Genomic DNA, 11,620 nt, shown 5'->3' on the forward strand with positions numbered 1-11,620 from the left:
CGTCACCGAGAAACCTCCAGCCCGTAAAGGTGAGTTGTTCGTACGGTCGAATGTCGTGCGGACCGGATGGCGGACCGGATACGAATCACAGGGGAAGGCCGACAAGAATGGTGTGGAGCAGGGTCTCCAGCACTCCGTCGATACCGAGGGCGGCGTTCGCCTCGTCGTCGTAATAACCGGAGAAGTCGGTGGCGGCCAGGTGCGCTCCGGTCACCGCGAGGTGGATGTTCTGTGACAGCGCGCCGCACTCGTGGAAGACGAAGCGCATGCCGCGCGGCCCGTACTTGCGCATGGACCGCCAGGGGCGGGCGACCAGCAGGATCACCGCGGCGGCGTCCCGCGGGTGCGGCCCGCCCGGGGCGTCCTGCAGCGCGTCGAGCAGCGCGGCCAGGCCCTCCGGACCGGTGTGCGCGGCGAGCGCGTCGCGCTCCGGCAGGTAGCGGTGGACGCCGGGCGGCACGCCGTCCACCCGGGAGGCGGCCACCCACACCTGGACCGGGCGCAGTCCGCCGGCGCTGGGCACGGCGTGGAAGGCCCCGGCCAGCGGCACGCCCTCGGCGGTGCGGACCTCGGCGTCGGCCGTGCGGCCCGCGCCGTGCCGCAGCAGCGCCGCCAGTTGACCGGCGGCGAGCGGACCGGCGGCGAATTCCCGTTCGCTGCGCCTGCGTTCGACCACCTCGGTCAGCGGATCCGTGAGCGGCGCCGACGGCGGCAGGGCGGTCAGCGCCTCGGCCGGCACCTGCTCGGCGCCCTGGTGGGCCCAGCACATGGCGAGCGGGTCGGAGGAGTACGCCGAGATCGACAGCTGTGTCTGACGGTCCCACCGCCGCAGGCGGGAGGCGACCAGGAACTCCTCGGCGACGCGCGGCAGCCGGGGGTCGTCGGCGTTGTCGGCGCGGAAGGAGTGCGTACGCAGCCCCACGCCACCGGCCTCGGGGGCGCGGGAGCGGCGCGCGGTGGCCAGCACGGCTGCGCGGGAGAGGGAGGGCGAGGCGGAAACCGGGTCGGTCACGGGCACTCTTTCCTCAGCACGGACGATCCTTCCTCGGGAAGACCTGCGCGGGGGGCCGGGCCGTCTCGCGGACCCGCGCCCAGGCCTGCGGTGCGGCGGCGGACGGACCCGGGCGGGGACCGGGGCACTCGGCCGCCGGCCCCCGCCCGGCGATCACGGGGCCGAGACTCAGCCGCGACGGCGCACGACGGCGCCACAGCAGGAGGAGCAGGCACCCGGCACGACGACCTCGCGGTCGTCGCGCTTCTCGCTGGCGGTGGTGGTCGTGATCTTCATGGGGACCTCCTGTTGGTGAATGCCCGGTAAAGGCTTTCCAAGGAAAGAACCAAGGGCTTCCCATATGGCCGGCGAAATACATCCGACCTGGTTTCAGCCCTTGCCCTGCACGGCCGGGAAAGCCGCGAGGCGCTCCGGCCGCCGTCAGGCAACCACAGTCCGCGGCAGCCGAACAACGGGCCTTGGGTGCATCGGATTCTGCACGGATGAACAGTGTTAGCAGCGGTGGTCGGAAAGATTGAATAGCTGACGGTGCCGGCCCCGCCGCCCACCGGAAGGAGAAAGATGACGACCAGCGCGCGCAACTCGCACGCGGACGCCCCCGGAGCTTTCCCGGACGCTCCCGAAGCCCCCTTCGGCCCCGAATGGGCGGCCGACCCGCACCCTGCGTACGCGCGGCTGCGCGCCGAGGGGCCGGTGCGGCGCGTCCGCGTCCGCGAGGGCCTCGAACCCTGGGTGGTCAGCCGGTACGCGGACGTCAAGGCGATGCTGGGCGATCCGCGTCTGAGCACCGACCCGGCCGTCGCCGCGGATTTCGTGCGCGAGGCCATCGGCCGCGGCCGGCCCGAGGAGAAGGTGTCGCTGCTCGGCCGCCACCTGCTGAGCACCGACCCGCCGGAACACACCTCGATGCGGCGCCTGATGTCCCGGGCGATGACACCGCGGCGCACCGCCGCGCTGGAGGAGCCGGTGCGCCGCCGGGCCGAGGCGCTCCTCGACGCGGCCGCCGGCCGGGACCGCTTCGACCTGCTCGACGAGTACGCCGTGCCGCTCGCCGTCGACGTGGTGTGCCGGCTGCTCGGCGTGCCGGAGGAGATGACGGACCCGTTCCTCACCTGCGCGCGGTCGTTCTCCCGCGCCGAACTCGACGAGGGCGACGCCTTCGCCGAGGCCGCCGACGCCCTGGGTGAACACCTGGTGCCCTGGCTGCTCGGGGCCCGCGAACGCGGCGGCGACAGCCTGGTGGGGCTGCTGGCGTCGGGCGAGGGCGAGGAGGAACTAGACCCGCACCGGCTCATCGACGTCGTCTACCACTTGTTCTTCTCCGGCTACGAGTCCAGCGCCTACTTCGTGTGCAACACCGCCCTGCTCCTGCTCACCCACCCCGAGCAGCGCCGCCAGGTGCGGGAGAAGCCGGAGCTGATGGAAGCGGTGGTCGAGGAGGCGCTGCGCCTGGAGGGCTCGGTGAAGGTGCCCACGTGGCGGTTCGCCAACCAGGACTTCGACCTGGCCGGCGCCCCGGTGCGGCGCGGGGACGCCGTACTGGCGCTGCTCAACTCGGCGGGCCGCGACCCCGAGGTGGTGGACGACCCCGACAGCTTCCGGCTCGACCGCCCCTCCTGCCCGCACCTGGCGTTCAGCCACGGCATCCACCACTGCCTGGGGGCCGCCGTCGGCCGGCTGGAGAGCCGCGTGGCCCTGTCCGCCCTCTTCGGGCGCTTCCCCGGCATACGTCTCGCGGTGCCGGCCGGGGAACTCTCCTGGCGGGACAACCTGATGATGCGCGGCGTGACCGCGCTGCCCGTCGTGCCGGGCCCGGACGGGGGGACCGCGCCGTGACCGCCGCCCCCGCCCTCCGCTCCACCTGGGTCAACCGGGGCCACGAGGCGTTCCCCGCGACCATGGCGGACCACGAGCACGCGGCGCTGAGCGAACTGCTCGCGCTGTACAACCCGATCGGCGGCCCGATCACCAAGGTCTTCACCGAACTCGGCGGCCCCGGACCGCTGCACAGCAACGTCGCGACCGCCTCGTTCAGCAGCATCGACCGGCTGCTGCGGCGGCTGACCGGCGTGCCCTCGCTCGACCCCGGCACCCAGGACAGCATCAGCGCGGGCGGCAAGGGCTACTCGCTCTTCGACATGTTCGCCTCCAGCGCCGGCGAGACCGTCGAGCGGGTGATCGGCTCACTGCGCGGCACCGGTGACACGGAGCAGCGCTTCGGCACCTACGACGAGCTGCGCAGGGCGGGCGTGCCGTGCATGGCCCCGGACCGCATACCGCTGTTCTCCGCCGCCCAGTACGCGCGCCCCGGTTTCCTCTACGAGCCGTTCACGCGCACCACGCCCGTCAGCTGGAGCCGCGGCCACCGTCTGGTCTCCGGCGACGAGGTGTGGGTGCCGACCCAGCTGGTGGAGCTGGTCCACCTGATGGAGCCCGGCGAGGCGTCCATCGGCTACGCCTCCTCCGGCGGCCTGAGCAGCCACGTCACCCGGGAGGCCGCGATCTACCACGGGGTGCGCGAGCTGGTGGAGCGCGACGCGACCAACCTGCGCTGGTACCTGCGGGTGCCGCCGGACCGGGTCACCGTCACCACCGCCCCGCGCAGCCACCGCCTGCGCACGCTGCTCGCGGAACTGGCGACGCACAACGAGCCGGTGGAGCTGCTCCACCACTCCCTGGACATCCCGGAGATCCCCGTCTTCACCGCGCTGCGCGTGGAGCCCTGGCGGCACCGGTTCGCGTTCTGCGCCGGCGCCGGTGCCGACCTCGACGCGGAGACGGCGCTCGCGGAGGCCATCGGGGAGTTCGGGCAGTCCGAACGCATCCTGCGCTCGTCCTTCCTCGCCCCCGACCGCCCCGTCTCGCAGCTGTTCGCCCGCCAGTTCGGCATGGCCCCCGACGCGCCGCTCACGGACATGCTCACCTACGTGCAGGCCATGGGCTACTACGGCAACCGGGAGCTGCGCGGGCTGCTGGCCGCACACCGCCACGGCGGCGAGGAGGTCGCCCTCTCGGACCTCGGCGCGGCGCCGCCGCGCCACGGGGACGGCCCCGCCGACGCCGCACGGCTCGCCGCACTGTGCACCGTGCTCGAACGCCACGGCATCGACCCGGTCGTCCTCGACCGCACCCCGGAGGGGCTGTCCCACCTGCGGCTGATGCGGGTGTTCGCGCCCGAGCTGACCCAGCCCTTCCTCCAGTCCCGCCCGATGCTCGGCCATCCCCGCTTCGCGCGGGTGCGCGACCTGCTGGGGGACCGCTCGCCGCTGACCGGCGAGCCGCAGGCGTCGCCGCCCCTGCCCTACCCCTGACCCGCGCCGCCCGCGCCGGTGCGCGCGACGGCCCCACGAGCTCCGGCCGGGACCTCCGGTCGGGGGCGCGTCTTGACGCGCTGTTTCCCTGTCCGACCGTCAGACCGACACGAGGGAGCCAGGTACGTATGAACCTGTCCACCGCTCAAGTGCCCACGGAGAAGTGGAGCACCAACCCCGAGAGCCAGGCCCTGCTGGCCGCGTCCTGCTGCTGCTCTTCCGTCCTGTGCTGCTGCTGCTGCGGCGTGGCGACCGGCATGAGCGCGGTCCGCACCACCGAGGCGGAGCTCGTCCCGGCCGGCCGGTGAGACCACCGTGCGGGCCCCCTCCCCGGGGCCCGCACGACCACGCCGGGCGCGGCGTCCCGCACGCCCCGCTCCGGCCCCCGGTCCCAGCCGCCCACCCCGCAGAAGGCACCCATGACCTCCTACACCCTCAATCCCCACCTGCGTTTCCTGCGGCGCACCGACGACGAGGTGCTGATCAGCCGCGGCAGCCGCTCGATCCACTCGGAGCTGCTGCGCGACGACGCGGGCGGCGGCGTCCTCGCCGACCTCCTCGAACGGCTGCGCACCCCCGCCGACGCACAGGCGCTCACCGAATGGGCCCGCGAGCACGCCCCCGGTGCGCGGCTCGACGTCCCCGCCGTCCTCGCCCACCTCGCCGGCAAGGGCATCGTGGTGCCGGCCGGCGCCGACCCCGCCCACACCCATCTGCGTACGGTGTTCCCGGCACCCGCGGGCACGCCGGAGCCGTCCGTTGCGGTCACGGTCGTGGGGGACGGCGCGCTCGCCGCCACCGTCGTGCGGCAGCTGTCCGCCTCCGGTCTCACGGCGGCCGGTGCCACGGTCCGCGAGGCACCGCTCCCGGCGCCGGACGAGGTGCCCGAGGAGCTGTTCGCCGGCGCGGGCTTCGTCGTCGTGGCCCTCGACCGGCCCGACTCGACCCTGCTGCACGCCCTCAACGACACGGCGCTGCGCGGCAAGACGCCCTGGATGCCGGTGTACTTCGACGGCGGCGAGGGCGTCGTCGGCCCGACCCACGTGCCCGGCGAGAGCGCCTGCCACCTGGAGTTCGAGCTGCTGACCGACTCCTCCGTCGGCTTCAACGGCCACGTCCTGGAGCTGCGGCACGGCGCCGACGCGTACGGCCCGACCGCCGCCGCCCCGCCGCACCAGCTGGAGATCGTCTCCGGCCTCGCCGTCGAGGCGCTCCTGGCGCACCTGGCGGGCGGCGAACGGATCACCGCCGCCCGCGCCGTGCGGTTCGACTTCGAGCGCATGGAGATCGACTACCAGGACGTGATGCGGCTGCCGCGCTGCCCGGCCTGCGGCCCGCAACGCGCCCCCTACCGCAACCCGTTCCTGTGACAGGAGCCACCATGGAGACCGCGTTCCCCCCGACCGGCCGGGGCGGCGTACCGCTGGACGAGACGCCGGTGCCGGACCCGGCCAAGACGCTGGTGCTGCGGCCCTCACCCTCCGCCGCCCACCAGCAACGGCTCACCGCCCGCACCCCCGACCCGGCGGAGTTCTTCCACGTCAACTCCGCCCTGTCCCCGACCGGCGCGCACAACACGCCGCTGGACGAGGACCGTCTCCACGAGGTCATGACGTGGTTCCACGGCAGCGCCTTCGCCCCGCACGAGGACGAGTGGGACCCGCGCGAGGCACAGGCGGGCGGTGCCGTGCTGCCCGCCGCCGCCGTGCGCGCCGCCTGGAACGTGGAGCTGCCCGGCTCGCTGGGCGAGGACGGCGACGAGCTGCTCTACGGAACCGATCTGATGCTCCTGCTGCACGGCAGGCTCTACCGCTGGTTCCCCGGCCGCGACTGGCTGTTCACCGACTCCCGGCGCCCCGAGGAGAGTGTCGCCGCGATCCGGGACTGCCTCCTGCCGTCGCACGCCGCCCGGGGCCCCGCGGCCGAGGCCCTGCTGTTCGTGGTGGGCGTCGCCCCGCGCCTGACCGCTCTGCAGGGGCCGCGCGGCTACCGCAGGATGCTGGTCACCGCGGGCCGTCTCACCGACCGGCTGACGCGCGCGGTCGCCGAAGCGGCCGGCGGCACCCCGCCCGTGCTCCTGGACTTCTACGACGACCGGCTGCACCACCTGCTCGGCCTCGACGGGGTGGAGCGCGCGGTGCAGGCCGTCGTGCCGCTGCCGTGGCCGGACCGGGCGGCACAGCACTCCCCCGGTACACCCGACGCGCCTCACCTGCCGGCGACATCCGACACCCCGGACACACCCGCCGCACCCGACGCACCCGACGCAGAAAGCAGCCGATGACGACCGCCGACGAGCTCGACACCCTGCTGGCCGGCCTGTCCCGACGGGACCGCGACGCGGTCGCCGCACTGCTGCGCCCCGCGCTGCGCGAGCGCGAACGCACCGGCGACCGCGCGGCCCTCGACGTCGTGTCCATGGCCCACCGTGCACTGAACGCCCCGGAGACCATGGCCGACAAGGTGAGCGCACGCGCCGCGCCGGCCCCGCAGGTGCTGCCGGTGCGCGCCGGACGGGCCGAAGTGGCCTTCCCCGGCGAACTGCCCAAGCTCACGCACCTGTTGCAGGACGTGCTGGCGGCCCGCGCCTCGCGCCGGGACTTCGCGGGCCGGCCGCTCGCCCTGGAGGACGTCGCCGGCCTGCTCGCCCACTCCTACGGCGTCCGCGGCACCACCGCGGCGTACAACAGCCCCTCGTTCCCGACCCGTTACGCACCCAGCGCGGGCGGCGTGCAGTCCACCGACATCTACGTGATCGTCAACGACGTCACGGGCGTCGCGCCGGGCGCGTACCTGTACGCCCCGCAGGACGGCGGCGCGCTGCGCCTGCTCAACCGGGGCGACATGCGCCGTCTCGTCGTCGAGGCGTGCCCGGACACCGAGTGGATGTACAGCGCGGGCGTGGTGCTCGTCCTGGCCGGTTCGCTCTCCCGCGGCCGGTGGAAGTACGGCGACCGCTCCTACTGCTTCGCCCACCTCGACGCCGGGTTCGTCGGCGAGAACCTCTATCTGTGCGCGGCCTCGCTCGGCCTGCGCATCTGCGCGGTGGCGGGCTTCGACGCGGACCGTGTCGGCGGCGTCCTCGGCCTCGACGGCAAGCAGGACATCCCGCTGCTGCTCATGCCGGTCGGTACCCGCGCCTGACCGGGCCCCTCCGCGGTCCCCGCCCGCCCCCCGATCCGCCCCCGCGGCCCTGCACTCCCCCGCCAGGGCCGCGGGGGCTCTGCCTGCCGCACCGCTCACCCCCGCAGACACCGCTCACACCCGCCCGGCGGGGCCCTGCGCGAGCCGCCGGACACCGCGGACACCCGCCCCGGGCCCCCTCCGCCGGCCCGCCGCACACCCCCTCACGCCAGCCCGGCGGCACCCCGCGCGAGCCCCCGCACACCGCTCACACCCGCTCCCCGCTGCCCTCCCCGGGCCCGGTGGCGGACGCCGCCGTGCGCTCCTCGCCGGCCTTCTCCGTCAGGCGCCCGCGCCGCACCAGCACCAGCGACAGCAGGCAGCCGAACAGCAGCACCCCGGCACCGCTGTACTCCGCCACGTGCAGCCCCCGCACGAAGGCCTGGTCGGCCGCGTGCGCGACCTTCGCGGGCAGGTCGGCGCCACCGAGCCGGGTGCCGCCGGCGAGCCGGTCGACGTACCCGGCGCGCTCGCCGGCCGGGATGCCGAGCGAGGCGAGCCGGTGGCCGAGGTCGCGGTTCATCTGCGCGGTCAGCACCGAGCCGAGGACGGCCACCCCGATGACCCCGCCGAGTTCCCGCAGGGTGTTGCTGGAGGCCGACGCGAGCCCCGCCCGCTCGGCCGGCACCCGGGCGAGCGCCGTGGCCGTGATGGGCGTGAGCACGAGACCCATGCCCAGGCCGATCACCGGCAGCAGCCACCAGTACGAGCGGAACGAGGCGTCCGCGCCGAACCGCGCCATCATGGCCATCGCGAACGCCGACACCAGCAGCCCCGCCGTCATGGGGTACCCGGCGCCGAACCGCCCGGCGATCCAGCCCGCCAGCGGGGTCACGGCGGCCACGACCACCATCGCCGGCATGACGACCAGGCCCGCGCCGGTCGCCGACCAGCCGAGCACCTGCTGGAGCCACAGGCTCAGGAAGTACAGCACCGAGAACATGCCGAGATAGAGGAAGAGGCCGTTGAGCAGGGCGCCGGTGAACAACCGGTCGCGGAACATGGCGAGATCGAGCATGGGGCTGCGCACCTTGCGCTCCACCAGCACGAACAGCGGCAGCGCGACAGCGGCCAGCACATAGCCGCCGACGACGTACGGGTCGGTCCAGCCGCGCACCGGGCCCTCGATGGTGGCGTACACCGCCGCGCCGGTCACCAGCACGCCGAGCAGCTGCCCGGCCGGGTCGAGCCCGCGGCCGGCCCGGTCGGCGGACTCGGGGACGAGCAGGAGGCCACCGACGAGTCCGATCAGCGCGACCGGCACGTTGAGCCAGAAGACCCAGGCCCACCCGAGGTGGTCGACGACGGGCCCGCCCACGATCGGGCCGACGCCCAGGCCGAGTCCGGAGACACCGGCCCAGATGCCGATCGCCACGGCCCGTTCGCGTTCGTCGGTGTAGATTTGGCGGATGATCGACAGCGTGCCGGGCATGAACGCGGCGGCCCCCGCGCCCTGCAGCACCCGGCCCGCGACGAGGACCCCGACATGACCGGCCAGCGCGCACACCGCCGAGCCCGCTCCGAACAGCAGCAACCCGGCCAGGAACACCTTGCGGCGCCCGAAGAGGTCACCGATCGTGCCGGCCGTCAGCATGAGCGCGGCGAGGCTGAGACTGTAGCCGTCGACGATCCACTGCAGGTCGCTGATGCCGGCGTCCAGCTCCCGCTGCAGACTGGGCAACGCCACGTTGACGACGGTATTGTCGAGCATCGCCATGAACAGGGACACGCACAGCACGAGCAGCGCCGCCGTGCGGCGGCCGCGGCTCAGCGGGGCTCCGGCCGTGTCCGGCGCGGGTGCGGGCGCGCTCACGCTGCGGGGGTCGGGATGAGCGGCGGGCATGATCACTCCAATACGTCTGCGTCGGCCGGGCGCCGTACGCGCCCGGCACTCGGTGGGAACGGGATGAGGTCATCGCGATGACGCGCCGGTCACCCGGGGGCACCGCCCGTCGCGCCGTGCCCCTGTCGGCCGCGGCGATCACGCGCTGCGCGCGGGAGCTGATCGAGGACGACGGTCTGGAGTCCCTGTCGATGCGCCGGCTCGCCGAGCGCCTGGACACCCAGGCCGCCTCGCTGTACCGGCACGTGCACAACAAGGAGGAGCTGGTCGACCTGGTGGCCGACTCGCTCTTCGGTGACTTCGAACCGACCGTCGAGCACGGTCCCGACGACGACTGGCGCTCGTACCTGACCCGGGTGGCCACCACCTACCGCGCGTTCCTCCTGGACCACAAGGACGCCGAGCGCGTCGTGGCCGGCCGGTTCGCCGTCGGCAAGAACCTGGTGCGGCTGATGGAGCCGATGCTGGAGACGCTGCGGACCGCCGGCCTGAACGAGCGCGACTCCGCGTACGTGCTGTACCTGGTGGTCGTCCACGTGCAGGGCTTCGTGCTGCACGAGAAGGCGCCGCTGTCCGCGTCCAACGCGGCGGGCCTGAGCCGGGAGCTGGTCCTCACGACCACCCGTGACCTGCTCGAACACTTCCCGGACGAGGACTTCCCGCGGGTCCGCGAGGCGGCACCGTACCTGGCCGAACCGGGCCTGGACGCGCGGTTCCGCTACGGTCTCGACCTGCTGCTCGACGGGCTGGCGCTGCGGATCGCGGAGTCCGGCTCGGCGTGAGCCGGGCCGCCGCGCACCGTCCGGTGCGCGGCGGCGGCGGGTCATCGGCGCCATCGCCGGTTCTGCCGCCGTTCCTGCTGCGCCTGTGCGCGGGCCTGCTCCCGGGCCTGCTGGCGTTCGCGCTGCGCCCGGTCGCGTTCGGCCTCCTCGGCGGCGCGGCGCTCGTCACGCAACTCCTCTTCCAGGCGCCGCAGTTCGTCGCGCTCACGCTGCTCCACGTCACGGCGGGCCCGTTCCTCCGGATCGCCCTGCCACGGCCACCTCATGGTTCCTCCCCACCTGAACCCGTGTCGAACTCGAGCCGACGCCGTGTCGCGCTGCTGCCGATCGATGCCGACCAGAGGGGTCTGTCGTGCTCCTGGAACCGAGGCTAGCATCATGTGCGAACAGTGTTAGCAGGCTCGGTGCGAACGTCTCGAATCCGCCGCCCAGGAGGCACTCCATGACCCCGTCGACCGGATACGATCAGGCGCAACTCCCCCCGCACGTACGGCTGATGAGCCTTGTCGCGGGCAAATGGATGGCGCAGCCGATCATCGCGCTCGCCGAACTCGACGTCGCGGAGGCGCTCGCCGACGGCCCCCTGGACACCCACGCTCTCGCCGCGCGGGTCGGTGCCGACGCCGACGCCCTGGGGCGGATCCTGCGCGCCGCCGCCTGCCTGGGCGTGGTGGCACACGACCCGGACGGCCGGGGCTGGCGCACCACGGAGGTGGGCGAGAAGCTCCGCGCGGGCGTGCCCAACAGCCTGCGCGACTTCGCCCTGTTCATGGGCGACCCGGCGACGATGGCCTCCTTCGCCGCACTCACCGAGACCGTACGGGGCAACGGCCCCGGTTTCGACCGGGTGCACGGCCGCCCGTTGTTCGAACACCTGGCGCAGGCACCCGAGTTGGCGCGCCGCTACCAGGGCGCCTGGGGCCCGCTGACGGCGGAACTCGCCGAAGACGTGACGAAGGACTACGACTTCACCCGCTACCGGGTCCTCGCCGACGTCGGCGGCGGCAACGGCGAGCTGCTCGCCGGGCTGCTCACCGCGCTCCCCGAGGCCCGCGGGATCCTCATCGACCGCCCCGACGCCCTGGAGACCGCGCGCGCCCGGCTCGCCGACGGCCCTGTGGCCTCCCGGATCACCTTCCGCCCGATCGGTGACCTCCCGGCCGACGCCGACGCCTACGTGCTCAAGAACGTGCTGCACTGCTACGGCGACGACGCCTGCGCCGGGCTGCTCACGGAGGTCGCCGCCGCGATGCGGGGCCGTCAGGACGCGCGGCTGGTCCTCATCGAGACGGTGGTCGCCGAGGACGACCGGTTCGACTGGGCGAAGTTCATCGACATCGAGGTGATGGCGAACAACGGCGGACGCGAGCGCACGCGCTCCGAGTGGCACGCACTGCTGCGACGGGCGGGCTTCGCACTCACTTCGGTGACGCCCACCACTCCGCCGCAGAGCGTGATCGAGGCCCGCCTGGCCTGACGGGGTCGGCCA

Annotated in this window: 11 protein-coding genes; 8 read left to right on the forward strand and 3 right to left on the reverse strand. The window is 74.0% G+C overall.

Features of this window, described 5'->3' with window-relative positions; translation table 11 throughout:
- Positions 1 to 85: 85 nt before the first annotated feature.
- Positions 86 to 1,012: a SagB/ThcOx family dehydrogenase gene (locus ABZ719_RS17820; RefSeq protein ID WP_366726116.1), complete on the reverse strand. Its 927-nt coding sequence runs from the start codon at positions 1,010 to 1,012 to the stop codon at positions 86 to 88.
- Between the two features lie 561 nt (positions 1,013 to 1,573).
- Between ABZ719_RS17820 and ABZ719_RS17825 the strand changes: the two genes are divergently transcribed.
- The 6 genes from ABZ719_RS17825 (at position 1,574) to ABZ719_RS17850 (ending at position 7,467) form a co-directional block, all read left to right on the forward strand.
- Complete coding sequence (locus tag ABZ719_RS17825; RefSeq protein ID WP_366726117.1) at positions 1,574 to 2,848, forward strand: cytochrome P450; 1,275 nt, start codon at positions 1,574 to 1,576, stop codon at positions 2,846 to 2,848.
- Positions 2,845 to 4,323 (forward strand): YcaO-like family protein, encoded by a 1,479-nt coding sequence (locus ABZ719_RS17830; RefSeq protein ID WP_366726118.1) that lies wholly within the window; start codon positions 2,845 to 2,847, stop codon positions 4,321 to 4,323. The genes ABZ719_RS17825 and ABZ719_RS17830 overlap by 4 nt, the downstream gene beginning before the upstream one ends.
- A 128-nt stretch (positions 4,324 to 4,451) precedes the next feature.
- Entirely contained in the window at positions 4,452 to 4,631 is a 180-nt protein-coding gene (locus ABZ719_RS17835; RefSeq protein ID WP_158771689.1) for a hypothetical protein, read from the forward strand.
- 111 nt (positions 4,632 to 4,742) lie between these two features.
- The gene (locus ABZ719_RS17840; RefSeq protein ID WP_366726119.1) at positions 4,743 to 5,693 is read left to right on the forward strand and encodes a TOMM precursor leader peptide-binding protein; all 951 of its coding nucleotides are present in this window, start codon (positions 4,743 to 4,745) and stop codon (positions 5,691 to 5,693) included.
- 11 nt (positions 5,694 to 5,704) lie between these two features.
- Complete coding sequence (locus ABZ719_RS17845; RefSeq protein ID WP_366726120.1) at positions 5,705 to 6,607, forward strand: hypothetical protein; 903 nt, start codon at positions 5,705 to 5,707, stop codon at positions 6,605 to 6,607.
- Positions 6,604 to 7,467, forward strand: coding sequence for a SagB family peptide dehydrogenase (locus ABZ719_RS17850; protein WP_366726121.1), 864 nt, complete (start codon positions 6,604 to 6,606; stop codon positions 7,465 to 7,467). The genes ABZ719_RS17845 and ABZ719_RS17850 overlap by 4 nt, the downstream gene beginning before the upstream one ends.
- 247 nt (positions 7,468 to 7,714) lie before the next feature.
- Here ABZ719_RS17850 and ABZ719_RS17855 read toward each other — a convergent pair whose 3' ends face one another.
- Positions 7,715 to 9,349, reverse strand: coding sequence for an MFS transporter (locus tag ABZ719_RS17855; RefSeq protein WP_366726122.1), 1,635 nt, complete (start codon positions 9,347 to 9,349; stop codon positions 7,715 to 7,717).
- A 116-nt stretch (positions 9,350 to 9,465) separates the two neighbouring features.
- On the opposite strand from ABZ719_RS17855, the gene ABZ719_RS17860 reads away from it, so the two are divergent.
- A complete protein-coding gene (locus ABZ719_RS17860) occupies positions 9,466 to 10,131 on the forward strand; it encodes a TetR/AcrR family transcriptional regulator C-terminal domain-containing protein (protein ID WP_366726123.1) in 666 nt (221 codons plus the stop codon).
- 41 nt (positions 10,132 to 10,172) lie between these two features.
- Here ABZ719_RS17860 and ABZ719_RS17865 read toward each other — a convergent pair whose 3' ends face one another.
- Positions 10,173 to 10,397, reverse strand: a complete 225-nt coding sequence (locus ABZ719_RS17865; protein ID WP_366726124.1) for a hypothetical protein — start codon at positions 10,395 to 10,397, stop codon at positions 10,173 to 10,175.
- Between the two features lie 176 nt (positions 10,398 to 10,573).
- Here ABZ719_RS17865 and ABZ719_RS17870 point away from each other — a divergent pair, with 176 nt between their 5' ends.
- Complete coding sequence (locus tag ABZ719_RS17870) at positions 10,574 to 11,608, forward strand: methyltransferase (protein ID WP_366726125.1); 1,035 nt, start codon at positions 10,574 to 10,576, stop codon at positions 11,606 to 11,608.
- Positions 11,609 to 11,620 lie beyond the last annotated feature (12 nt).

This window comes from Streptomyces sp. NPDC006743 (assembly GCF_040703815.1).
Classification (GTDB): Bacteria; Actinomycetota; Actinomycetes; order Streptomycetales; family Streptomycetaceae; genus Streptomyces.

Bases quoted from the DNA above. Each gene is read 5' to 3' on its own strand.
- ABZ719_RS17855 (WP_366726122.1), bottom strand. From the start codon at position 9,349: ATGCCCGCCGCTCATCCCGACCCCCGCAGCGTGAGCGCGCCCGCACCC.
- ABZ719_RS17865 (WP_366726124.1), bottom strand. From the start codon at position 10,397: ATGAGGTGGCCGTGGCAGGGCGATCCGGAGGAACGGGCCCGCCGTGAC.
- ABZ719_RS17835 (WP_158771689.1), top strand. From the start codon at position 4,452: ATGAACCTGTCCACCGCTCAAGTGCCCACGGAGAAGTGGAGCACCAAC.
- ABZ719_RS17825 (WP_366726117.1), top strand. From the start codon at position 1,574: ATGACGACCAGCGCGCGCAACTCGCACGCGGACGCCCCCGGAGCTTTC.
- ABZ719_RS17840 (WP_366726119.1), top strand. From the start codon at position 4,743: ATGACCTCCTACACCCTCAATCCCCACCTGCGTTTCCTGCGGCGCACC.
- ABZ719_RS17870 (WP_366726125.1), top strand. From the start codon at position 10,574: ATGACCCCGTCGACCGGATACGATCAGGCGCAACTCCCCCCGCACGTA.
- ABZ719_RS17845 (WP_366726120.1), top strand. From the start codon at position 5,705: ATGGAGACCGCGTTCCCCCCGACCGGCCGGGGCGGCGTACCGCTGGAC.
- ABZ719_RS17850 (WP_366726121.1), top strand. From the start codon at position 6,604: ATGACGACCGCCGACGAGCTCGACACCCTGCTGGCCGGCCTGTCCCGA.